This is a genomic window from Mesorhizobium bavaricum (genome assembly GCF_056781655.1).
In genome coordinates, this window is the sequence record NZ_CM165566.1 from 5,397,064 (window position 1) to 5,420,466 (window position 23,403).

At 61.7% G+C, this 23,403-nt stretch carries 23 protein-coding genes; 12 read left to right on the forward strand and 11 right to left on the reverse strand.

Annotation, left to right across the window (positions count from 1 at the left end; translation table 11 throughout):
• Window positions 1-94: 94 nt before the first annotated feature.
• Both AC1RZR_RS26515 and AC1RZR_RS26520 read right to left on the reverse strand, forming a co-directional pair.
• The gene (locus tag AC1RZR_RS26515) at window positions 95-709 is read right to left on the reverse strand and encodes a LysE family translocator (RefSeq protein ID WP_481826477.1); all 615 of its coding nucleotides are present in this window, start codon (window positions 707-709) and stop codon (window positions 95-97) included.
• A gap of 105 nt (window positions 710-814) precedes the next feature.
• Window positions 815-1,585 carry an EamA family transporter gene (locus AC1RZR_RS26520; protein WP_481826478.1) on the reverse strand — a complete coding sequence of 257 codons (771 nt, stop codon included), beginning with the start codon at window positions 1,583-1,585 and terminating at the stop codon, window positions 815-817.
• Between AC1RZR_RS26520 and AC1RZR_RS26525 the strand changes: the two genes are divergently transcribed.
• The gene (locus tag AC1RZR_RS26525; RefSeq protein ID WP_481829186.1) at window positions 1,545-1,676 is read left to right on the forward strand and encodes a hypothetical protein; all 132 of its coding nucleotides are present in this window, start codon (window positions 1,545-1,547) and stop codon (window positions 1,674-1,676) included. The two genes, AC1RZR_RS26520 and AC1RZR_RS26525, sit on opposite strands and share 41 nt — an antisense overlap.
• On the opposite strand, the gene AC1RZR_RS26530 is transcribed toward AC1RZR_RS26525, so the two are convergent.
• From AC1RZR_RS26530 to AC1RZR_RS26545, 4 genes are all read right to left on the reverse strand, one after another.
• A complete protein-coding gene (locus AC1RZR_RS26530) occupies window positions 1,648-2,229 on the reverse strand; it encodes a TetR/AcrR family transcriptional regulator (RefSeq protein WP_481826479.1) in 582 nt (193 codons plus the stop codon). The two genes, AC1RZR_RS26525 and AC1RZR_RS26530, sit on opposite strands and share 29 nt — an antisense overlap.
• Window positions 2,230-2,367: 138 nt before the next feature.
• On the reverse strand, window positions 2,368-2,820 hold the full coding sequence (locus AC1RZR_RS26535) for a hypothetical protein (protein WP_481826480.1): 453 nt from the start codon (window positions 2,818-2,820) through the stop codon (window positions 2,368-2,370).
• Window positions 2,821-3,100: 280 nt separating this feature from the next.
• The gene (locus AC1RZR_RS26540) at window positions 3,101-3,955 is read right to left on the reverse strand and encodes a 23S rRNA (adenine(2030)-N(6))-methyltransferase RlmJ (RefSeq protein ID WP_481826481.1); all 855 of its coding nucleotides are present in this window, start codon (window positions 3,953-3,955) and stop codon (window positions 3,101-3,103) included.
• The gene (locus AC1RZR_RS26545) at window positions 3,952-4,563 is read right to left on the reverse strand and encodes a hypothetical protein (RefSeq protein ID WP_481826482.1); all 612 of its coding nucleotides are present in this window, start codon (window positions 4,561-4,563) and stop codon (window positions 3,952-3,954) included. The genes AC1RZR_RS26540 and AC1RZR_RS26545 overlap by 4 nt, the downstream gene beginning before the upstream one ends.
• An 869-nt stretch (window positions 4,564-5,432) precedes the next feature.
• Between AC1RZR_RS26545 and AC1RZR_RS26550 the strand changes: the two genes are divergently transcribed.
• Together AC1RZR_RS26550 and galE are read left to right on the forward strand one after the other, a co-directional pair.
• A complete protein-coding gene (locus AC1RZR_RS26550) occupies window positions 5,433-6,473 on the forward strand; it encodes a UDP-glucuronic acid decarboxylase family protein (RefSeq protein ID WP_477276287.1) in 1,041 nt (346 codons plus the stop codon).
• A complete protein-coding gene (gene galE, locus AC1RZR_RS26555) occupies window positions 6,470-7,549 on the forward strand; it encodes a UDP-glucose 4-epimerase GalE (RefSeq protein WP_477276285.1) in 1,080 nt (359 codons plus the stop codon). Before AC1RZR_RS26550 ends, galE begins: the two co-directional genes overlap by 4 nt.
• Here galE and AC1RZR_RS26560 read toward each other — a convergent pair.
• From AC1RZR_RS26560 to AC1RZR_RS26570, 3 genes are all read right to left on the reverse strand, one after another.
• The gene (locus AC1RZR_RS26560) at window positions 7,503-7,925 is read right to left on the reverse strand and encodes a hypothetical protein (protein ID WP_481826483.1); all 423 of its coding nucleotides are present in this window, start codon (window positions 7,923-7,925) and stop codon (window positions 7,503-7,505) included. The two genes, galE and AC1RZR_RS26560, sit on opposite strands and share 47 nt — an antisense overlap.
• Before the next feature lie 391 nt (window positions 7,926-8,316).
• Window positions 8,317-8,868: a DUF995 domain-containing protein gene (locus AC1RZR_RS26565; RefSeq protein WP_477276281.1), complete on the reverse strand. Its 552-nt coding sequence runs from the start codon at window positions 8,866-8,868 to the stop codon at window positions 8,317-8,319.
• A 76-nt stretch (window positions 8,869-8,944) separates the two neighbouring features.
• Entirely contained in the window at window positions 8,945-10,825 is a 1,881-nt protein-coding gene (locus AC1RZR_RS26570) for a glycosyltransferase family 2 protein (RefSeq protein ID WP_481826484.1), read from the reverse strand.
• A 625-nt stretch (window positions 10,826-11,450) separates the two neighbouring features.
• Between AC1RZR_RS26570 and AC1RZR_RS26575 the strand changes: the two genes are divergently transcribed.
• Together AC1RZR_RS26575 and AC1RZR_RS26580 are read left to right on the forward strand one after the other, a co-directional pair.
• On the forward strand, window positions 11,451-12,374 hold the full coding sequence (locus AC1RZR_RS26575; protein ID WP_379106304.1) for a glycoside hydrolase family 26 protein: 924 nt from the start codon (window positions 11,451-11,453) through the stop codon (window positions 12,372-12,374).
• Window positions 12,375-12,433: 59 nt separating this feature from the next.
• Window positions 12,434-12,952: a DUF995 domain-containing protein gene (locus AC1RZR_RS26580; protein WP_481826485.1), complete on the forward strand. Its 519-nt coding sequence runs from the start codon at window positions 12,434-12,436 to the stop codon at window positions 12,950-12,952.
• 126 nt (window positions 12,953-13,078) lie between these two features.
• Here the strand turns inward: AC1RZR_RS26580 and AC1RZR_RS26585 are convergent, their stop codons facing one another.
• Window positions 13,079-13,528, reverse strand: coding sequence for a DNA polymerase III subunit chi (locus AC1RZR_RS26585; RefSeq protein WP_481826486.1), 450 nt, complete (start codon window positions 13,526-13,528; stop codon window positions 13,079-13,081).
• 28 nt (window positions 13,529-13,556) lie between these two features.
• Window positions 13,557-15,047, reverse strand: coding sequence for a leucyl aminopeptidase (locus AC1RZR_RS26590; protein ID WP_481826487.1), 1,491 nt, complete (start codon window positions 15,045-15,047; stop codon window positions 13,557-13,559).
• A gap of 352 nt (window positions 15,048-15,399) precedes the next feature.
• Here AC1RZR_RS26590 and lptF point away from each other — a divergent pair, with 352 nt between their 5' ends.
• From lptF to AC1RZR_RS26625, 7 genes are all read left to right on the forward strand, one after another.
• A complete protein-coding gene (gene lptF, locus AC1RZR_RS26595) occupies window positions 15,400-16,602 on the forward strand; it encodes an LPS export ABC transporter permease LptF (RefSeq protein WP_477276273.1) in 1,203 nt (400 codons plus the stop codon).
• Entirely contained in the window at window positions 16,599-17,684 is a 1,086-nt protein-coding gene (gene lptG / locus AC1RZR_RS26600; RefSeq protein WP_481829124.1) for an LPS export ABC transporter permease LptG, read from the forward strand. Before lptF ends, lptG begins: the two co-directional genes overlap by 4 nt.
• Window positions 17,684-20,125: an LPS-assembly protein LptD gene (locus AC1RZR_RS26605; protein WP_477276271.1), complete on the forward strand. Its 2,442-nt coding sequence runs from the start codon at window positions 17,684-17,686 to the stop codon at window positions 20,123-20,125. Before lptG ends, AC1RZR_RS26605 begins: the two co-directional genes overlap by 1 nt.
• 99 nt (window positions 20,126-20,224) lie before the next feature.
• On the forward strand, window positions 20,225-21,151 hold the full coding sequence (locus tag AC1RZR_RS26610) for a SurA N-terminal domain-containing protein (protein WP_477276269.1): 927 nt from the start codon (window positions 20,225-20,227) through the stop codon (window positions 21,149-21,151).
• A 13-nt stretch (window positions 21,152-21,164) separates the two neighbouring features.
• On the forward strand, window positions 21,165-22,181 hold the full coding sequence (gene pdxA / locus AC1RZR_RS26615) for a 4-hydroxythreonine-4-phosphate dehydrogenase PdxA (protein WP_481826488.1): 1,017 nt from the start codon (window positions 21,165-21,167) through the stop codon (window positions 22,179-22,181).
• Between the two features lie 25 nt (window positions 22,182-22,206).
• Window positions 22,207-23,040, forward strand: a complete 834-nt coding sequence (gene rsmA / locus AC1RZR_RS26620) for a 16S rRNA (adenine(1518)-N(6)/adenine(1519)-N(6))-dimethyltransferase RsmA (RefSeq protein WP_481826489.1) — start codon at window positions 22,207-22,209, stop codon at window positions 23,038-23,040.
• Between the two features lie 67 nt (window positions 23,041-23,107).
• On the forward strand, window positions 23,108-23,401 hold the full coding sequence (locus AC1RZR_RS26625) for a DUF1330 domain-containing protein (protein WP_481826490.1): 294 nt from the start codon (window positions 23,108-23,110) through the stop codon (window positions 23,399-23,401).
• Window positions 23,402-23,403: the final 2 nt, after the last annotated feature.

The following is a 23,403-nucleotide window of genomic DNA, read 5'->3' on the forward strand; positions in this document are numbered from 1 at the left end:
TCGCATGTTTTCTCATGTTTTGACGCAAGTCCCTAAGGGAAAGCGCTATGCGCTTTTCCCGGGAACACCGTTTCGCACTTTCCTGGAAACTGCTTTAACGCGCGGCGACCACGGCGACGCCGGCGCCGATCATCACTCCGCCAGCCGCACGGTTGACGCGGCGCACGACCCTCGGGGTGCGCAACAGGGTGCGGGCGCGGCCGGCGAGAAGGACGTGGCCGCCGATCACCACGAATTCGACAGCCAGGATCACCATCGTCAGCACACCGAGATGACCAACGTCGAGTGACGCGCCGACCACATTCGGCAGCAGCGCCACGTAGAACAGCGGCATTTTCGGATTGCCGAGATTGAGCGCGATACCCGTGGCGAAGATCGTCAGCAGCCCGCGCCGTCCGGAGATGGGTTGAAGTTCCGGCACGACGGGCACGGCGGTCCACAACCTGATGCCCATCCAGATCAGATAGGCCGCACCGCCATAGCGAAGCACCGTCACGACGATCGCCGTCTCGGCGGCGATGATCGACAGGCCGAAGGCGGCGAGGACCAGGAAGATGAGGATGCCGACCACCGTGCCCGCGCCATAGGCAATGCCCGACGCCGCACCGCTGGAGATCGTACGGGCGACGATCGTCATGTTGTCCGGACCGGGACTGGCGGCGAACACGAAGAAGGCAGCCGCGAAGGCAAGGATGGTGGCAAGGTCCATGACGACTCCCGAAAGTGATCTGTCTCTCTCTCGGGCGTTCAGACTAGCCGGTTTGCCTGTCGGCGACATCAGGAAATATCGGGCTCGGCGCGACGCACATCGTCGTCACGGCTGATAGCCGAGGCAGATGGCGCCCAGCGCGACAATGGCGCAGGCTCCGACCCGCCGCGGTGTCAGCATCTCGCCGAGAAACAGGCGCCCGATGAAAGCGGCGAAGACGACGCTGGTTTCACGGATCGCGGTGATGGGACCGGCCGGTCCGAGCGCGAAGGCGGCGACCACGACGCCATAGGCCAAAAGCGCGAACAGGCCGCCGCCCAGCGCCTTCCAGGTTTCCGGCGCCCGCAGATCGACGATGAGCCGGCCCCGGCAGGCAACGAAGGTCGCCGGCAGCAAAGCGCCGTAGATCACGAGAACCCAGGCGGTGTAGGCGCCGGCATTTCCCGCCGCGCGAACGCCGATCGCATCGACCGTCGCATAGGCGGCGATGATCGCTCCCGTTGCCAGTGCATAGAGTATCGATGTCGCGGCGGCCCTGCCCCTTCCGAGCGAAAGGCCCATGATGCCGCCGGCGACCAGCGCGACGCCGACGGTCTGTGGCTGGGTGAGCTGCTGGTTGGCGAGGAAAAACCCGCCAAGGGTGACAAGCAGCGGCACGCTGCCACGAACGATCGGATAGACCTGTCCCAGTTCGCCATATCTGTAGGCGGCGACCAGAAAGACGCTGTAGCCGACCTGAAGGCAAGCCGAGAGCACGACATAGGGCCAGGCTGGCGCGGCTGGAAGGGCGTGAAAGATGGCGAAGGGAATGGCGAGCGCCGTACTGGAAAAGCTCATGACGGTGACGGTCCACAACCTGTCGCCCCCCGTTCGCAAGAAGGCGTTCCAGGTTGCGTGCAAGATCGCAGCAAACAACGCGAGCCCGATGACCAACGGGCTCATTGCGGCCGGCGCGAAGCGGCGATGATGCTCAAGGCCGCCTTGCGGGCGTCGCGTATGGCGGTGTCCGCCTGCCCCATCTGCGCCAGCAGGGTCGCACCTTCGATCAGCATCAACAGCGCCGCAGCCACGCTCCCGGCGCGGCCGCGTGGCATCGCCTCTTCGAGGATTGACTGCAAGCGCCGCTTGAGGCCGTTCTTCTGCCTGGCGACAGCCTTGAACACCGGATGCTCGGGATCGCCGAACTCGGCCAGCGCGTGCGCAAACAGGCAGCCATGGAAATCCGGGCTGCGAAACCAGCGCTCGTGCCAGTCGAAAATCCTTTCAATCTTCTGCTTGGGCGCGGCCACCTCTCCGGCGAGGCGGTCCAACTGACCGTCAAAACGCCTGGCGCGATAGTCGAGCACCTCGACGATCAGCTCGTCCTTGCTGGGAAAGTGACGATACATCGTCATCTTGGCCACATCGGCCTCGGCGATGATCCGGTCGATGCCCGTGGCATGGAAACCGGCGCGCTTGAACAGCGCGTAGGCCGTTTCGACGACGTGCTGGCGTTTGTCGGAAACAGGCGACGAGGTCATGGCGCTTACCAGTGATGAGACAGGTCTGTCTCATAGTTATGCGAGAGTTCGTATCTTCTGTCAACACAGCACGGAAAAGCGCCCGCAGTTGATCAAGCCGCAGGCGCCAAACGAAATTGGGAAACTGGAAAGCCGCGTTCAGCGCAGGATACGGCAGCGGCCGTTGTAGACCATCCAGCGGTCGAAGCCCGAGACGCAAAATTCGACATTGTCGCCGATCGAGGCGAAGCCCTGGCCTTCTTCGATCAGGTACCAGATGGTGCGATCACGGCCGTCCGATAGGCTGACGGTGGCGCCGCAGTAGCGGCGGCCGATCGGCCAGGTTTCGTTGGCCGCCAGATAACGATGCTGGTGGATACGCCGGAAATCGGTGATCTGCACATCCGGCAGATGCGGCACGTGATGCACCTGATACGAGAAGCGGCTGGTGATCTTTTTCAGCACCCATGGCTGGCCGCAGACGCCGCCATCATCGTCGGAATAGACGCCAAGGTCGGCCGCCTGCACGGCCTGGGTGACGCCGAGAGGCGCCGCGAGCGGAGTGCAGAGCGAAATCAGGGCAGCAAGTGCGGATTTGGCAAAGCGAGTCATGACAGCCTCTCAAGGTCGATTGCGCGCACTCTGCGGATTCGCTTGGCGGCGGTCAAGCGGTTGTGGAAACAATGGTTTCCCAGTTCGGAACGACCTTGGCCAAAGCCGGACTTGCAAGGAACCGGAATGGCTGCGGGGATCGCTCCCAAGAGCTGCGCGTCGGCTTGTCCGGCAAGTCAGCCGACTTGAGAAAGCCCCCGACTGATTGCCGATTCTTGCCAGCGCGAGCGACGCGTGTCGACGAGCCCTTGCAGATAAGGGCCCCTCCGAAAACCTTCCGTCAAGCCTGCTCGCCGGCCAGCCATTCCATTGACCAGTGCGCCGGCTTTCCCACGGCGAGCAATCTGTGCAGAGCCGGCAGCAGCGCCCGCAGTTCGCCCTCCAGCGTGAAAGGCGGGTTGACGACCAGCAGGCCGCTGCCGTCGAGGCTGGGTTCCGAAGAAGCGGGCCTGATCTCGAATTCTATGTCGAGCAGCTTAGGAATGCCGGATTGCCTCAGCGCCTTCCTGAAAGCGATGATCGCCTTGCGGTCCTTGATCGGATACCACAGCGCATAGATGCCGCCCGGCCAGCGCTTGTGCGCCCTTGTGAGCCCATCGACGAGGCGGTCGAACTCGCCCGCTTCCTCGAACGGCGGATCGATGAGCACCAGGCCGCGCTTTTCCTTCGGTGGCAGATGCGCGCCGAGCGCCAGCCAGCCATCGAGCTCGATGATGCGGGCCTGGAAATCACCGGCAAAGAGTGTCCTCAGCTTGCCTGCATCCTTGGGGTGCAGTTCGATCGCCGACAGCCGATCCTGCTTGCGCATGAGATGACGAGCGATCAGCGGCGAGCCCGGATATTTCTGGATGCCGGCCTCGGGATTGAGCGCACGCACAGCGTCGAGATAGGGTGCCAGAAGTGCCGCCACCGGCGCGGCGAACGGGGCATCGATCAACCGGCCGATACCGCCTTGCCACTCGCCGGTCTTCTGCGCCTCGACCGAGGACAGATCGTAGCGGCCTATGCCGGCATGGGTGTCGATGACGCGAAACGCCTTGTCCTTCTGCTTGAGATATTCCAGCAGTCGCGTCAGCACGACGTGCTTGACAACATCGGCAAAGTTTCCGGCGTGATAGGCGTGGCGATAATTCACTTGGAACCCCTGCCCCAGCGCGGCGGTGGCGGCTGCGAATTCGGATTTTCCGGCCTGCCGCCACTGGTGCGCAAGGTCAGCAAAAACCCGATCAAGCCGATCGCCATGAGCGAGTAGCCGAGCGGCCGAGCGCGGCCGTCGATCTCGCCGACACCAGAGCGCAGGATGAGGTCGACCGCCCGCATCGGGATATCCTCCGCGTCGCCTGGGCCGACGGTGAAGAGGTAGGCGCCGGGCCTGACGGTCGCGATGAGGCCGGCCTCATCGCGAAAGATCTTGTCGGGTAGTTGCGGGCTGGCCTGGCGCGGGTTGTCGGAATGGTTGAACTGCAGCGTCGAGGCGAGCACCGTGCGGCCATTGGTGGCGGCAGTCAGCGTCAGCACCGTGCGCTGCTGCGAGACGATGCGTTCGGCCCTTGCAGTCAGGTCGACAATCACCCGCACCGGCGCGTCGCGGCTGCCGAGCGGCACCTTCAGCGGCTTGAACCGGCCTTGCTCATAAACGCGCCAGGTGCCGATCTCATGGCCCGAGAAATTGCTCATCGCCCAGGGATAGATGACACCGATGCCGCTGCCGGCGAGCAGGATCAGAACAAACAGAAAGCGCATGCGAATAATGCCCCCTTGATGCGACTATCCTGCATTGGCACTGTCGCGGATACGCTCCATCTCGTCCAGTAGCATATCGAGGGAAAGTCCCCTCGCCAGTTGCTCGTCACCGACCGTGGTCACCGCCGAAGGGCCTTTTGCGCACCCATAAGGTAATAGCTCGCGGCGCGGAACAGCCGTGCACTCAGCTCTGGACCGAAGCCGCCTGCTTCGAGCAGGGCGAACCGGACCAATCTGGGATAGCGCGGTTGCCTTGTTTCGTCGCTGCCCCCTGACGGTGATGGCCCGCTGACACAGGCCATCGTATCTATTCTGCTCATATCCTTGTCGGGCAACAATACGCACGCAACTCTACCTATGCGCGTTGAATTGCGGCACCGGGCTCTCCTCACTGTCGAGCTTTGATTCTGCCCCGAAACAGCTTGCCGCATTCGACTGGATATTTTTCCGTGACCTAGGCAATACGCTGATTCACAACGAGGATCCGCCCTGTACACCCAACGTCCGGCCGCGAAGCCGACGCAGCGTCATGATTAACCATTCGCAAACAGCGATGGTTAAGGTTTCGCTAATTTAGTTGACTAGGATTTCCACAGGTATATTTTCAATGCGTTGGGATGTGCAATTTGGGCGAGTAAATCGACGATGATGGCACCAGGCGTGTGATCGCGATTTTTGGGGCGCAGAAAAGAATGCTGAACGGCAGCAAACAGGTCGTGTAGCACCAGCTCCGCGAACCCAAAACAATTAACGCACATCAATGAATGGCGATTCCGCAGACGCGGAGGATTGTCACGTTCTCAAGGACGTGGCCGGGCAACGCTTTGTCACGGCCCGGCGGTAGCGTGTGCAGTGCGTGAGAGGAAAGCATGGGTAAGCTTACCAAGATTCTGAAACTGGAATCCGGGCACAGTCAAAGGGGCGCCAACCAGAACCGGAGCCGCGCCCTGGTCGCCGGAGGTGCGGGATTTTTGGGATCGCATCTGTGTGAACGTCTTTTGCGGGACGGATATGACGTTGTCGCGCTGGACAACTTCCACACCGGCAAGAGATACAATCTCAATGCCCTCCTGCGTAATCCGAGATTCTCGTGCATCGAGCACGACATCGTCAATGCACTGCCTTTGGGTCTTCAGTTCGATGAAATCTACAATCTCGCCTGCCCAGCCTCTCCGCCGCACTACCAGGAAGACCCGATCCATACCTTCAAGACTAGCGTGCTTGGTTCGCTAAACCTTCTGGAACTGGCGCGACAGAACAACGCCAAGATATTCCAGGCCTCGACGTCCGAAGTCTATGGCGATCCCTTCGTGCACCCACAGCCCGAGAGCTACTTCGGCAACGTCAATACGCACGGACCGCGGTCCTGCTACGATGAGGGCAAGCGATCGGCCGAGACCCTGTTCTTCGACTATTCGAGAACATACGGCCTCGATATCCGCGTCGCCCGCATTTTCAACACCTACGGCCGCCGTATGCAGCCCGATGATGGGCGCGTGGTTTCGAACTTCATCGTCCAGGCGCTGCGCGGCCAAGACCTGACCGTCTATGGCAGCGGCCTGCAGACGCGTTCCTTCTGCTATGCCGATGACCTGATCGAGGGCTTTGTGCGGCTGATGAATGCGCCTGATGCGCCCGCGCATCCGGTCAACCTCGGCAACCCGGGCGAATTCACGATCATGGAACTGGCGACATTGGTCGTCAATTACACCAACTCCCGATCCAAGATCGTGCATCGGCCGCTGCCCGTCGACGATCCCAGACAGCGCAAGCCGGACATTTCCTTTGCCAGGAACAATCTCGGTTGGGAGCCGAAAATCAGCCTAAGCCAGGGGCTCGCGCATACCGTCGACTATTTTGACACCCTGCTCTACGGAAGCAAACTGGTCAAAGGAGCCGCGGCGTCATGACTCGCCGGGCAATCCTGGTGACGGGTGGGGCCGGCTTCATCGGCAGCCACACCTGCAAGCAGTTGGCCGCCGCCGGCTATCTGCCGGTGGTTTTCGACAATCTGAGCCGCGGTAACGAGAAATCTGTCGCCTGGGGTCCACTTGTCGTCGGCGACATCCGGAACCAGGATGCGCTGCAGGGGGCGATGAAGACGTACCGGCCGGCGTCGGTTATCCACTTTGCGGCGCTGGCCTATGTCGGCGAGTCCGTTTGCGAGCCGGCTGAATATTATTCGACCAATGTGACGGGCACCATCGCGGTGCTCGATGCGGCGCGCGCGAACTCCATCGAGAACATCATCTTCTCCAGCAGCTGCGCAACCTACGGCGTGCCGGAAGCATTGCCCGTTCGCGAGACGTCCTCGCAAAATCCGATCAGCCCTTACGGGCGCACCAAGCTGATGGGCGAACAGATCATCGGCGACTATGCGTCCGCATACGGAATGAAGTTTGCGATCCTGCGCTATTTCAACGCTTGCGGCGCCGATCCCGAAGGCGAGCTTGGAGAGTGGCATTCGCCGGAAACGCACCTGATTCCCAGGGTGCTCATGGCCGCATCAGGCATCATCGACGAGATCGAGGTTTTCGGCACGGACTACGACACGTCGGACGGTACGTGCGTGCGGGACTATATCCACGTCAGCGATCTGGCCCGCGCCCATCTGAAAGCTCTCATGCATCTCGAGGGCGGCGGACAAAACCTGGCGGTCAACCTCGGCACAGGGCGGGGCGTGTCCATCAAGGAGATTGTCGAGGCGGTCAGCCGAATGACGTCAAGACCGGTTCCGGCCGTCTTCAGGACCCGGCGCCCGGGAGACCCGGCTGAGCTCTATGCCGATCCGGGAAGCGCCCGCGAACATCTTGGCTTTGTGCCGGAGCTTTCCGACATCGACACGATCGTCAGGACGGCGGCCCCATTTTTTGGGCTGGAGACGAAACCGATGAAACGGCCGCCAACCAGGACGGCAGCGCCTGTCGCCGCTCGATGGCTCAGGAATAGCGGGGGCGGCAGCTCGCGCGTTGGCCAAATCCGCTAGGGGTGCAGATATAAGGCGAATTCCCCAGGAACGTGCCGCCATTGCCCGGATTGTAAGAGGCTTTCACCGGCGCCGGCGTGCGGACCGTGATCCGCCTTGGCGATGCAAAAGCGTAAGCTCTTTCAGTCGTCCGCACTGCGCTCGTCATCCGGATCAGAGGTTCGCTTCTGAGCGAATGAGCCATGGACCAGGCGCGGACCGGCTGGACCGCGGATTTGCTGCGAAGCGAGTAGGCCACAGGCTTGGCGAGGACCGAATTGGTTTTGGTTGCATCCACACTCTGGCAACCTGAAACCGTCGCGATCACCAGCGCAGCCACAATAATAAACGCGCTATTTTTGCCCGAGCGAAACGCGCCCATTGCGGAATTTTTCATCTTGTGTCCCCTGCCAAAGGCGAGTTGCGACATACTTTGCTTTCGTCGCTTTCACGCCGCATGAGCAACCGCTCGCTACCACATCACGCAGGCACATTAGACATCACTTATTAATATTCTTGAAAACCGTATGGTGAGCTTACCGTCTGGTCGTTCGGTCAGATATTATTAAGATGCGATCGATCAGCGGCTGGCGACCCGACCGCGCTCGCCGGACCGCTTCAAGCATTACGATAAGCGATTCGCCAATGTCTTGACAGGCGCCCGGCAAGAGCAGCCTGCTCAAACAGATATGGATCCGGCTTGTCTGCTCAACCTGTCAGGATAGGGTCCGGCGCGGGGTTGCGAAAATGACCGGTGCGTCACGGCTCATGCCAGACGGTAGTTCCGCTCAACCACCGCTTTTGACTGGTGCTGGCTGCCCGCCAGGGCTGATCATCTGACGCATCTTATCGAAGGTCGCAGCGGTCGTATCGCCGGATTTGAACTTGTCGTACTCCTGCCCGGGCTGCGCCGGCGAAGCCTGGAAGACATACCAGGAACCGCCGGGATCCTTCATCTGGTATATCGTGCCGCCCAATCGGTGATGGCTGAAACAGGCTCGCCCCTGCGTGCTGCCGGCAAGCGTCTTCCACGTTGCATCCATGCATAATTTGCCATCCTTGGTGACCAACCACCTGCCCTGGCCGATCGACGCATTCGCGCCGCCGGTCCAGGCGCGAAATTGGCGCCCATCCCTGGCAAAATAGGCAGCGCCATTTTCCCAGACCCAGGTGCGGCCGGCATAGAGGTGAAACAGGTCCGCCGGGGTGAGCGGCGCGGCCGCGGCGACCGCCGACATGTCGACCTCCTCCGCCGTCGCGGCGTTAGGGCCGCTGACCAACAGCGACTGCGCAACAATCATCGCCAACAGAAAGCAGCGGATCGACAGGATACCAACCACAGAAGTGATCCTCCAAATGACAACCGGCTGAGGGTGAGACAGGGCTGGGCAGCGTACCATCCCTCTCTTCTGTTTGTCACCGACTCTCGTACCAGCCAGGATCGAAGTAGAATTTGCGGTCGCCTGCCTCGCCCTGACCAGCGCCGGAAACCACATAGGCGATCCTGACGATGCGGAGGCGACCGGCGCCCTGCTGCAGGCCGTATATGCCTTCCAAACCGCGGTCGTAAAATCCCGCCACCGGAACCGAGAGCGCGACACAGGCGAGCGATGCCTGCCAGGCAAGTTTCACAGCATTGGCTCGCAGCGAAATCCTGTTCTCGATGAGGTGCCTGGTGACGATCACAACCACAAGCAGCCCGTAGAGCAGCGCATTGAATGCGGCCAGCCAGTAGAAGCCGGTGGCGTTCGAAGGACGATCCACGAGAAGAACCGGCAAAGACGCACCAATCGCAAGCACCACATAGGGAACGATGACGCGGGCGGGCAGAAGGTCTTTGGGGCCGCTGCCCTTGGGAGTAACACGGAAATCGACGAACGATTTGGTCAGATAATCGCGGATCGACGACAGCGTGCCGGCGAGCACCCACGGCCAACGCGCGAAGAACAGGAATAGCGTCCCTTCCCAGCTGAGCGTCTTGGCGGTGATCGGGCGCGAAAGACCGAACGCCTTCAGCATCATCACGAGGAGAACCAGGGCAATCGAGTTCGGCGCGTAGTAGAACAGGAAGTCGGCATACATCACGTTGGCAAAGTTCTGGCCCGAACAAAGCGCGTAGATCGGCATGACGAACATCAGAAGCGCAAAAACGGCGAACAGCGGATACCAAAGCTGGCAAAACAGGAACTGAAATTGCAACCGTCGCGGTAACTTGGGAAGGTAGCTGGGCGAGTATTCGAGCAAGATCGTCATCAGGCTCCGTGACCACTGGAATTCCTGCGTGACAAGATCGGCAAAGGTTTGCGGGCCATCGCCATGCGCGATAGCGTCGATGGCATGCACGCCGCGCCATCCGGCCGCATTGATCAGCATCGACGTTGAATGGTCCTCGGCCAGTTCCGGGCCAAGACCACCGGCTTGCCTCAGCGCGATGGTTCGCACGGCATAGTGCGAGCCGATGCAAAGTGGAGCCCCGCCGCCGGTATGGCCGGACTGCAATGGCCCGTGAAACATCCCTTCCGGAAACAGCCTGCCACGCGCCGACCAGCTCTCGTCGGCGTTGTTGTCGCAAATGCTGGGCGCCGAGACGTAGCCGACCGAGGGGTCGGCGAAGGGAACCAGGATTTCCCTGAGATAGGTTGGCGTCGGGACGTGGTCCGCATCCATCTGAGCGACGAAATCATAGCGCTCGTAGCCATAGTGATCGTAGAAAAATGCCAGGTTTCCCTCTTTGCAGCGCGTCCGGCGCGGCCACACCTTGCGATGATAATCTTCCCGGCCGCGCCGTGTGGAAATCATGACGTTGCGGGCATGGCACCAGGCGATCGTCTCCTCGGACGGGTCCTCGTCTGCCAGCCAGGTATCATGCGGATAATCCTGCGCCAGCATCGCTTCGAGCGTGCGCGCAACCACGGCAAACGGTTCGGACGGGGCCTTGGTGACCACCATCGCGACCCGCGAACGGTTCGGGATCATGTGAAGCTTGGACGGCTTTTTCGACGCGTGCACGTTCAAGAGGAAGTACAACGGCATGAGGGTGAGCCACACCAGAATGAGTGTCGCGAATGCGTATGGCCCGACATGCTCGACATGCTCGGGCTTCAGCCACCAGAACCAGAAGAATCCGAGCGTGACGAACCAGAATGCCAGGGTCAGTCTCAAGACCCATTGCTGCCTAGTCGACAGCACGGGCACCAGAAAGGGCCCCTTCCGCGCAGCGGCGGCCAAAGCCGTATCGGACCGACGCGTCCGTCTGCTCGCATAGCCGACTATGCCTGCTCGCACAGAAGTACTCATACACTTACTCGCCGCCACTTTGGGCTTCCGCCGACAGATGGCTGAAAGCTCTCAAATCCCGGCGATAGAATCGGTCCACGCTTTCTTAGAGTCAACTAAATTAAGCGTTCGCTAACCATGATTCTTGAGATCTGGTTAACCTAACGCCTTGAATCGGGAGAGGAATAACCGCCCCCTACCAACCTCGAAATGACAAGCCGGCAAATCTTTCAGCATTGGAAGTTCGCTGACGGGTCGAGGCTGTTCGGTGGGGATCCGGCTCGAGAGCAGCGTTAACCATGTTTCGAATGACAGGGTTAAGCAACCGTTAATTGTACTTGACTCCTGGCCGCGACCGGCTCTTAATTTAGCGAGGGATGATATATCGGGATATTGGCGCGAATTTGTGAGTATCGCGGCGAACCTTCTCTCTCTGTAGCTCCTTTGTGTTGGCGCCTTGAGAGAGATAGATAATCGTTTGGTGGGGTCCGTGCGAAGGTTCGCACGCCCGCCAAAAGTCGCTCAGAAATCCCGCAGATTCCACCAATAGAGCCGATTGGTTTTGGGCAATCGTGTCGATCAAGCATCGACGCGCACGGGCGAAGCTTCAACTTCCGCAGGATGTTGAAGCCATGGGAGATCAAACATGAAACACTCCGCAGCAAATGCACTTGCAATCGCGCTGGTATTGGGCGGAAGCGCCGCGTTCCCCACTGCGGGAAGCGCCGGCTCGGTTGCCGCGACGGACCCCGTTCAGACGAGCAGTGCCGCTTCGGCGTTCGGATCCTATGATCCATACGGGGACTTCAGTGCCGACAAGAGTGCCAGCATCGAGGAGCTCTTCCTGCCCTGGGAAGACGTCGATCTGGCGAGCCTTCCCTTGGCCGACGCCTATGCCCTTCAGCGAGGCAGGTCGCTGTTGATCACCGTCGAGCCGTGGACCTGGTCGAAGGACTGGCGCGTCACCCCGACCGAACTGCGCAATGGCATATTGAGCGGCAAGTATGACGCCAACATGCAGGCAATCTGCAACCTGGTGGGGGCCATGAAGAGCCCTGTAACCATTCGCTGGGCGCAGGAAATGGAGGACAATAACGGCCGCTTCACCTGGGCCAACTGGGCTCCCAAGGACTGGATCGCCGCTTACAAGCGCGAGGTCGATATCTGCCGCAAGGCAGCCCCCGCCGCCAAATACATGTGGTCACCCAAGGGCGAAGCGGGTCTGGAAAAATATTACCCTGGCGACGACTATGTCGACGTCATCGGTCTGTCGGTGTTCGGCCTGCAGAAAAAGGACAATGACGAGACGGGTCATGACCGTACGTTCGCCGAAGCGCTGAAGCCCGGCTATGACCGCGTCGCTGGCTTCAACAAGCCGGTCGTGGTGGCGGAGCTCGGCTATGTCGGGAAGCAGGAATATGTTTCGAAATGGGAAATCGACACCCGCAAGTCCTATTCGGAGTTTCCGGCTCTGACCTCGGTCGTCTACTTCAACCAGAAGGAAGTGTGGCCGTGGTTGGGTGGCTATGGGCTGCCTGATTGGAGGATTACCCAGCATATCTTGCCCTAGGGGTGCTGTACCGGGTGCGGTGCAGAAGTGGGCGCGGCGTAAAATAGTGGGGTAGGGTTGTGAAACGAGTATTGGGGAATTGTGTCGGAACGGCGCTTGCCTGTTCCATTGGTGTCCTTGCCTTCCAGCTTCCCGCGACAGCCAAGACTGCGGCGCAGGTCGCTGAACTGGCCAAGCAGGCCGAGGCGGTGCCCGATGAGGGTCTCTACCAGATGTACCAGAACCGTTCGTGGCTCTGGGGTGGAAACGGCGCTGGATATTTTGCCGTGCAGCGCCGTCAGTTCAGCGCCTGGACCTCGGACAAGGGCAAGCTGGGTTACGGTGACGGCATCTGGTTCATCCCCGGAGGCGGAAAGCTTTGCTTCCGCGCAAAATGGCACGGAGCAGGAGGCGACGCCGACGCCCTCACCTGTTTCGAGCATCGCCAGGCCGGCAGGGTGGTTTACCAACGCAAGATTCCGGATGGCGACTGGTACGTTTTCAGGAGCTCGCATCGCAACATGGCGGACGAGTTCATGAAAATAAAATACGGTGACTACGCCACCCGCAAACAAAACCGGATCAAGGCAAAGCCGTAGAGCGCGTGATCCGCGACAAGCCGATAATGGCGTCGCCACAACGGTCGCCGTTATTCTTCCTGTCGGCGTTCTTGGAATCGATCCGCTTGCCGTATGGGCGCCGAGCGGTGCGCCGCAGGTGCACTCCTACGCCTTGCGCTCCCAGCGGCGGTCTGGCGTCTGCTGCCAGTAGGTGACGGCATGGCCAGCGTCCTTCATCGTCTTCCAGTGCCCCCGGGCCGCCTCGACCTGGGCGGCATCGTGGCCGTCGAACAGAAACACGGCACGCTCGTAGCTGCCGAGCTCGGGCGGCATGGCGCCATCGACCAGGAAGCGGATCTTTGCCTCGTTGGGATTGCCGTCGCCGGTGGTCAGAAGGATCGGCTGTTCACCGGGATAAGCCTCACGGTCGGTCGCGTGCGCCAGGAACGAATCGTCACGGAAGGTCCACAGATGCTGGTCGAGCGCATCGCGGCGCTCCTCTGTGCCGGTCTGCACCACGGCGCGCCAGCCGCGGTCGACGCTGCGCTCCAAGAGGCCAGGCAGGGCATCCTCCAGCGTCGATTCGGTCAGGTGGTAGAACAGGACGTCGGCCATCGCTTCAGCCTATACCGGATGAACCCGCTCACTGCTCGTAATTGTCTCTTACCAGCCGATCGAGCAGCCTGACGCCGAAACCGGAACCCCAGGACTGGTTGATCTCGTTCGACGGCGAGCCCATCGCCGTGCCGGCAATGTCGAGATGCGCCCAAGGTGTCTCCTTGACGAAGCGCTGCAGGAATTGCGCCGCGATGATGGCGCCGCCATAGCGACCGCCGATGTTCTTCATGTCGGCGTTCTTGGAATCGATCAGTTTGTCGTACTCGGCACCAAGCGGCATGCGCCACAACCGCTCCTGCGTCGCCTGCCCCGCCGCCGTCAGCCTTTCGGCCAGTTCGTCATTGTTGGAAAACAGGCCGGCATAGTGCTGGCCAAGCGCGACCATGACGGCGCCGGTCAGCGTCGCCAAATTGACCATGAATTTCGGCTGGAAGCGGTCGTTGCAGTACCACAGCGCGTCGGCCAGCACGAGGCGCCCTTCCGCGTCGGTGTTGAGCACTTCGATGGTCTGGCCGGACATCGAGGTGACGATGTCGCCGGGGCGCTGGGCATGACCGTCGACGGCGTTTTCGACCAGACCGATGACGCCGACGACATTGGCCTTCGCCTTGCGCGCGGCCAGCGCATGCATCAGACCGGTGACGGCGGCGGCACCACCCATGTCGCCCTTCATGTCCTCCATGCCGGAGGCCGGCTTCATCGAATTGCCGCCGGTGTCGAACGTGACGCCCTTGCCGACGAAGGCAACCGGGCTGTCCTTTGGCTTGCCGCCGTTCCACTGCATGATCGCCATGCGGGCGCCGCGCGGCGAGCCCTGGGCGACACCGAGCAGCGAGCCCATGCCGAGCTTCTTCATCTCCTTCTCGGCCAGGATCTCGACCTTGACGCCGAGCGCCTCGAGTTCCTTGGCGCGGGCGGCGAACTCAACCGGCCCAAGCACGTTTGCCGGTTCGTTGACAAGGTCGCGCGCCAGAAGCACGCCGTCGATCACCGCCTCCGCGTCAGTGAAGGCCTTTTTCGCAGCGGCCGGAGCGGCGGTGTGGATGATGACCTTGACCGGCTTTTTCGGCTCGGCGTCGTCCTTGTCCTTGCGGGTCTTGTATTTGTCGAAGGAATAGCTGCGCAGAAGAATGCCTGCCGCTAGGCTTGCCGCGTCCTTGCCGCTCGGCGAGGCGCCAACCGCGTCGAGCACCACGGCCACCTCAGTCGCCTTGCGCAGCGACGCGGCAATGGTGCCGCCAAGCCTAAGCCAGGCATATTCGTCGAGCCCCGACACCTTGCCGACGCCGATCGCCACCAGCCGGTCGAGCGACGTTCCTTCCGGCGCCAGAATTTCGACGGCGCTGGCGAACTTGCCGGTGAACTCGGCCACCGGAAATGCCCGTCCCAATGTCTTGCCCGGATCGCAAGCCTTTGCGGTATCGCTCAGGCCGCCCTCATCCGCCGACAGCACGAAGACTGTGCCATTCTTGGGTGCGGAAAATTTGGCGAAGGCGATCGACGGTCGTTGAGTCATCATGTCCTGCTTTCGGGGAATGCGTAGCTTTTGGGGAAGCGGTTCGAAGCGATGCGCGACATTTGGTCGTTTTCCGGCATTTGGCAAGACTTTGCCGAATTCGCATCCCATATGACCAACGGAATCGATGGTGATTCCTCGCGGCACGGCCCCGCTTTTTGCCGCAACCTGTTGTTAACCATCGATGTTCGCCCTTTCTTATCCATTCGCAACGACACTCCGGCGCACCGAGACGGGTGACTTGGGACGGGACCGGGCCGATCACCTGATGGAGCCAGTTGTGCAGGCGCCGCCGGACCGCTACCCTTGCGTGGTGGCATGATGCCGTTCGAAAAGATCGAGAAAAGCCTTCATGAAGGTCATTGAACGCTACATCATGCGCCGCGCTTTCGTGGTCTTCCTGGCCGCGCTTGTGTGGACGCTGGCAATCGTGTGGACGACGCAGGTGCTGGCCAAGATTGACCTGGTCACCGACAGCGGCCAGTCGTCGCTGACCTTCTTCGAGGTCGCCGCTCTCATCCTTCCCTCCATCATCCCGATCGTCGTACCCTTCGCGCTGGTGGTGGCGGTGGCACAGACACTCTCCGTCATGAATTCGGATTCCGAGCTTGCCGTCGTCAACGCCGCCGGCGCTTCGCGTTGGACGATCGTGCGGCCGATCATGCTTCTGGCGCTCGCGGCAAGCGTCTTTTCCTTTGCTGTCGATAACGGCATCGACCCCTATGCACGGCAGAAAAACCGCGCCCTGGTGGCGGCGTCGCACGCGGATCTGTTGTCGCTGATCATCCAGGAAGGCACCTTCCGCAAGATCGAGGACGGGCTGTTCCTGCAGATCGGCGAGCGGCTTCCCGACAATCGGCTGGGCGGCATCTTCGTCGCGGATTCACGCGAAGAAGGGGTCAACCTCGTCTACTACGCCAAGACCGGCAACATCATCGAACGCGGCGGCGAAAAGGTGCTGATGATGAATGACGGCGTCATCCATCGCAAAACGCTGACCGGCGACCTGTCGGTCATCCGGTTCACATCCTATGCCTTCGACATGTCGGCCTTCATGGCAGCGGCTTCGGAGGTGAACCTGCTGCCGAAGGACCAGACGACCCAGTACCTGCTCAATCCAAACCCCAACGACAAGAACTACCAGCAAATTCCCCTTGAATACCGGGCCGAGCTCAACCAGCGGTTTTCGGAATGGACCTATTCCATCGTCTTCGCGCTGATCGCGCTCGCGGTCGCGGGGGACGCGCGCTCGCACCGCGAGGCGCGCGTCAATCCGCTGATCACGGCGATTTCGATATCGCTGTTCGTGCGTTGGCTGGGCTTCTTTGCCGCCAGCAAGGCCGATGAGATCCCGCAATACGCCTATATGGTCTATGGCGTGCCCATTGTGGCTTCGGCGGTGGCGATCTGGTTCATCGTCTCCAACCGGACCATGGAACTGCCGATAGCCTGGGCGGACTGGATGACAAACTTCGCCACCCGCATCGGTGACAGCTGGAACGCGCTGAAGCTGCGTCTGTCTGGGCGCGGCGCTTCTGGGCAAGGGGTCAGCTGATGGGCTGGACGCTGGGCCGCTATTTCTTCTTTCGTTACGTGACGATCACCTTCTGGTTCTTCATCGGCCTCCTGGCGCTGGTGTTCCTGATCGATTTCACCGAGCTCTCCGGTCGCACCACCGGCCTGCCGGGCTTCACCTATGGGACGGCAGTGGCCATTTCCGGCCTGCGGATGCCGATGATCATGCTGCAGACGGTGCCGTTTGTCGGCCTCTTCTCGGCTATGGCGACGCTGGTGTCGCTCAACCGGCGCTACGAGCTGGTCATCGCGCGTTCCGCCGGCGTTTCCGCCTGGCAATTCCTGTTGCCGTGCTGCATCGGAGCGTTGCTGTTCGGTGTCCTGTCGGTCGGCGTCATCAATCCGCTCGCCGCGCACGCCTTTTCCTGGTCCGAGCAGATCGAAACCCAGCTGCGCAGCGGCAAATCGAACACGGTTTCTGCCGATGCGACACCCTGGATCCGGCAGAAAACCAGTTCCGGGGACACCATCATCGGCGCACGGGCCATCCTCGACCAAGGCCTCGAGATGGCCGATGTCGTCTTTTTCATTCTCGATCCGCAAGGCAACATCGTCGAGCGCAAGGACGCCGCGCGCGCCTTCCTGCGCGACGGCTATTGGGAATTGCGGGACGTGAAAACATTCCAGAACGGCACGATCCAGGCATCGGAAAGCGATCGCGTGCCGACCAATCTGAAGCCTGAATTCGTGCAAGAGCGGCTGGCGCGTCCCGAAACCATCCCTTTCTATGACCTGCCCGGAAAAATCGAGGTTGCCCGCTCCTTCGGCCTCAAGGCAAATGCCTTTGCCATGCAGTTTGATTCGCTGGTGGCGTTGCCGTTCCTTCTCGTCGCGATGACGCTGATTGCGGCAACAGTTTCAATGCGATTTGCTAGGATGGGGCAGTCGGCAACGATGATTCTGGGTGGCATCGTCGCCGGGTTTCTGCTTTATGTCGTTTCGGTGCTGGTGAAGGCATTCGGCGTGGCGGGGTTCGTGCCGACTGTCATAGCCGCCTGGGTACCGGTCGTGGTGGCTATGTTCTTCGGGGTGACTTTCCTGCTATACAAGGAAGACGGCTAGTGAGGGAGGCGTTTTTGCCCAGCAACAGGCAGGCCGGTTTGGCGCGCCTCTATGCGGCCAGCGCCTTGGCGTGCCTGCTTGCCTGCGCCGTGCCGATGCCCGCGCTTGCGCAGGACGTCGGCGACATGGCGACGACGGTTCCATCCGGCTCGCAGATGCTGCTGGCCGCCGACACGCTGGTCTACAACAACGACAACCAGACGGTGACTGCCGTCGGTGGCGTGCAGATCGACTATGGCGGCAATCGCCTTGTCGCCCAGCGGGTCGAGTACAACCGCAATACCAAGCGGATGGTCGCGAGCGGCAATGTCGAAGTCGTCAACAGCGACGGCACCAAGATCAATTCGGACCACATCGACATCACCGATGACTTCGCCGACGGCTTCGTCAACGCACTACGGGTCGAAACCATCGACAAGGCCTATTTCGCCGCCGAAAGCGCCGAGCGCATGGGCGGCGTGCTGACGACGTTCCACAACGGCGTCTATACCGCCTGCGAACCGTGCGAGGACAAGCCCGACAAGGCGCCGACATGGCGCGTCAAGGCCAGGAAGATCATCTGGAACGGCGAAAAGAAGACGGTTCGCTTCGAGAACGCGAATTTCGAATTCTTCGGCTTCCCGCTCGCCTATCTGCCTGCGTTCGAGATTGCCGACCCGACAGTGAAGCGCAAGAGCGGCTTCCTGATCCCCAGCATCGTCTACAAGAGCGATCTCGGCGTCGGCGTCAAAGTTCCCTATTATTTCGCATTGTCACCGACCTACGACCTGACCGTCACCGGCACCGGCTACACCAAGCAGGGCTTCCTCGGTGAGGCCGAGTGGCGCCAGCGCTTCAACAATGGCCAGTACAGTTTGAAGATCGCCGGAATTCATCAGCAAGATCCCGATGCCTTTCTCGACGCGTCCGGCTTTCCCGCCACCTCTGGCCACAACGTCGATTCGGGCGAAGTTGGCGATCCGAACAAATTCCGCGGCATGATGGGCACCCAAGGACAGTTCGCCATCAATCCGCGCTGGAATTTCGGCTGGGACGTGTTGCTGCAGACCGACAAGAACTTCTCGAACACCTATAATATCGACAAGTATAGTTCCAGCGTCCACCAGTCGTCGGTCTACCTGACCGGTCTCAACGACCGCAATTATTTCGACCTGCGCGCCATGCATTTCGAGGTGCAGGAAGATACGCCCAACGGCAATATCGCGGCGCGCGCCAACCAGCAGCCTTGGGTGCTGCCGTCGCTCGACTACGCCTATATTCCCGACATGTCGGTGGCCGGCGGCCAGCTGTCGCTCAACGTCAACTCCCGCATCATCCGCCGCGACGATCTCGATCAAGCCTTTTCGACCCCGTATAACTCGGCCACTCCAACCGAGCGTGTCCGTGGCATCGAAGGCGAATCCGGACGTCTCACCGCCGAGGCCGAGTGGAAGCGGACTTTCGTCACCGATGGCGGGCTGGTGCTGACGCCATTGCTCGCCCTGCAGGCGGACGCCGACTACCTGAACGCCTCGTCGGCCTCGCTTGCCGCCATCAACGAGATGGCGATGAACCCTGAGATAAATACCAGCGCCGACATGCGCTCTTCGTTTGCCCGCTACATGGCGACCGCCGGGCTCGAAATGCGTTGGCCTGTCCTGTTTTCGGCGACCAATTCAAGCCACGTGTTCGAGCCGATGGCGCAGGTCTTCATGCGCCCGAACGAGCAGTATGTCGGCGGTCTCGCCATTCCCAACGAAGACGCCCAAAGCATGGTCTTCGACGCGACCACCCTGTTCGAACGCGACAAGTTTTCCGGCTACGACCGTGTCGAAGGCGGTTCGCGTGCCAATGTCGGCCTGCGCTATTCCGGCTCCTACAACAACGGTTGGGGCACCAATGCCATTTTCGGCCAGTCCTATCAGATTGGCGGCGAGAACTCCTTCGCCGCGCCGGATCTGGTCAATGTCGGCGCCTATTCGGGCCTCGAAAACACCAAGTCGGACTATGTCGGCCTGGTTGGCTTCAACAGCCCCAATGGCTTCGCGGCCTCGCTCAGCGGCCGTTTCGACGAACAGAGCTTTGAAGTTCGCCGCGCCGAGGTGAAAGCCGCCTACTCCGGCCTGCCGGTGGCGCTGAGTGCCAAATACGCCTTCATCCAGGCCCAGCCATTGTATGGTTTCACGACCGACCGCCATGAGGTCACGCTTGGTGCATCGACGCATCTGGCCGAGAACTGGCGCGTCTTCGGAACCGGAACCTACGATCTGCAGGAAGCCCTGCTGGTCAAGGATGGCGTCGGCTTCGCCTACAACGATTCCTGCTTTACCTATCTGATGTCGTACTCGCAGTCGCGCGACCTGAACACCAGGGAGGTGACGCAGAGCATCGGCTTCAACCTGTCGTTCCGCACCCTCGGCGACTTTGGCTCGTCGAGCAATACCCTCGGCACGATCCAGTAACAGTCGGCGACATCGTTTCGCCGCATAGGGCTGGCACGGATTTCGCGCACCGGAAAAGATTAAATTGGGCGGGACCGGGATAGAATTGGGATACCAACGATGAGGAAATACCTCTTTTCAGCAGGGTTCGCATTGCTTGTGGCGGCGACATCCCTGTCGATCGCCGTGATGACGCCGCCGGCTTTCGCCAGCGAGATCAAGTACGTCGTCAACGACATTCCGGTCACCACCGGCGATATCGCACATCGCGCCGCCTTTCTGAAGCTGCAGCGCAAGAAGGGCGACGCCGCCCAGGAAATGATCGACCAGACGCTGCGCATGGCCGAGGCCAAGCGGCTTGGCATCCGCATCAGCGACGCGCAGGTCGAGGCCGCCTACCAGCGCTTTGCCTCGAGCAACAAGATGCAGCTCAGCCAGCTCGACGGCGTCATGGCGAAGTCCGGGGTCAGCAAGGAACACTTCAAGGAATTCATCCGCGCCCAGATGGCCTGGAACCAGGCCTTGAGCGCGCGTTACCGTTCCGGCGACGGCACCGGCGCTGTCAGCGAACAGGACCTTGTCAGGAAGATGCTGGAAAAAGGCGGCGCCAAGCCGAGCGCCACCGAGTACATGCTGCAGCAGGTCATCTTCGTGGTGCCGGCGGCAGAGCGCAGTGCGACGCTGGCCAAGCGCAAGCGCGAGGCCGACGCCATGCGTACCCGCTTCAACGGTTGCAACACGACGCGCGAATTCGCCAAGGGCCTGATCGACGTCACCGTTCGCGATCTGGGCCGCGTGCTGGCGCCGCAACTGCCGGCGGACTGGGCCGAACAGGTCAAGGCTACCAAGGTCGGCGGCGCCACCCCCACGCGCGAGACCGACCGCGGCGTCGAATTCATCGGCATCTGCTCGTCGCGCGAAGTGTCCGACGACAAGGTCGCCCAGATGGTGTTCCAGGGCGAAAGCTCCGGTGACAAGAATGCCGACGAGCTCAGCAAGAAATATGTCGACGAGTTGAAGGCGAAAGCCCGCATCGTCAAGCGCTGACGTGGGCAGCACGGTGATTGCGCTCGCGTTGAGCGCCGGCGATCCGTCCGGCATCGGGCCGGAGATCGCGATTGCAGCCTTCATGGCGCGCGAGGCTGCCCCCTTGCCGCCCTTCTATCTGCTCGCCGATCCGGCGCTGATCGCATCCCGGGCGCGCCTCCTTGGCATTTCGCTGCCGATCGTCGAAACGACGCCAGCGCAAGCGGCGCAAGTGTTTGCACGCGCCCTGCCGATCGTTCCACTGGCCGCTCGCTGCATCGACAGCCCCGGCCGGCCGGACCAGGCCAACGCGGCCGCCACCATCGAGGCCATCGATCGTGCCGTCGCCGACTGCCTTGCCGGCGAAGCCGCAGCCGTCGTCACCTGCCCGATCGCCAAGAAGCCGCTCTACGATGCCGGCTTCCGCTTTCCCGGTCACACCGAGTATCTGGCGCATCTGGCGGCCCGATACAGCGGCGTCGAGGCGATGCCGGTGATGATGCTGGCCGGCCCCGACCTGCGCACCGTGCCCGTCACCATCCACATCGCCCTGGCGGAGGTGCCGAAGACGCTGACCACCGCATTGATCGTCGCGACCGCGCGCATCACCGCCGCCGATCTGACCCAGCGCTTCGGCATAGCCCGGCCGCGGCTGGCCATTGCCGGACTCAATCCGCATGCGGGTGAAGGCGGCGCCATGGGCCTCGAGGACGAGCGTATCGTGCGCCCGGCAATCGACATCCTGCGGGCAGAAGGCATCGACGCCTTCGGGCCCTTGCCCGCCGACACGTTGTTCCACGCCCGGGCACGGGCCGGCTACGACGCAGCCCTGTGCATGTATCACGACCAGGCGCTGATCCCGGCCAAGGCATTGGCCTTCGACGAGGCGGTCAATGTCACGCTCGGCCTGCCCTTCATCCGCACCTCGCCCGACCACGGCACCGCCTTCGACATCGCCGGCAAAGGCGTGGCGCGGCCCGACAGCCTGATGGCGGCGCTGAAGCTTGCCAGGCGATTGGCCGACACCGGCACAAAGGCGGCCGCCGCATGAGCGCTTCCTGCCTGAGCCTGTGCACATGAGCATCGACGGGCTGCCGCCGCTGCGCGAGGTGATTGAGCGTCATGGGCTGCAGGCAAAGAAGGCGCTCGGCCAGAATTTCCTGTTCGACCTCAACCTCACCGGCAAGATAGCCCGCACCGCCGGCGACTTGTCCGATGCGACCGTGATCGAGGTTGGTCCCGGCCCCGGCGGGCTCACTCGCGCATTGCTCTCCAACGGCGCGCGTCACGTCATTGCCATCGAGCGCGACGAACGCTGTCTGGCTGCGCTCGCAGAAGTATCGGATCATTATCCCGGCCGGCTGGAGATTGTATCCGGCGATGCGCTAAAGACGGATTTCGCAGCGCTGGCCAGGGAAGGAGCCGACCGACCGGTGAAGATCATCGCCAATCTGCCCTACAACATCGGCACGGAGCTGCTGGTGCGCTGGTTGACGGTCGGCGAATGGCCACCCTTCTACGCATCGATGACGCTGATGTTCCAGCGCGAGGTGGCCCTACGCATCGTCGCCGCACCCGGTAGCGATGCCTATGGCAGGCTTGGCGTGCTGGCCGGCTGGCGCACGCAGGCCAGGATCGCCTTCGACGTGCCGCCACAGGCTTTCACGCCGCCGCCCAAGGTCACCTCTTCAGTGGTGCATCTGGAGCCCCGCGCGACACCCCTGCCCACCGATGTGAGAAAACTCGGCCGCGTCACCGAAGCCGCCTTTGGCCAACGCCGCAAGATGCTGCGGCAGAGCGTGAAAAGCCTCGGCGGCGAAGCCTTGCTCGAGCGCGCCGGCATCGATCCGACACGCCGCGCCGAAACGCTCAGCGTCGAGGAATTCGTACGCCTGACCAACACGGTGTAGCGCCGGCAGGCCTGGAATCGCCTGGGTCAGGGCATAGATAACCTGGCGAACATGCCGGAGAACCAAAATGCCTGCCTATGTCATTTCCGATGTCACGATCCGCGACGAAGAGGCGATCGAGACCTACCGATCCCGCGCCGGTGCCTCCATCGCCCAGCATGGCGGGCGCTATCTGGTGCGTGGCGGCCAGGTGGAGACGCTGGAAGGCAAGTGGCATCCCGGACCGCTGATCGTCGTCGAATTTCCTGACATGGAACGAGCCAGGCGTTGGTACGCCTCCGCTGAGTACGCGGCGGCGCTGGACGTGCGCGATGCCGCGCTCAGCCGCAATCTGATCCTGGTCGACGGCATGGCGCCCTGAAG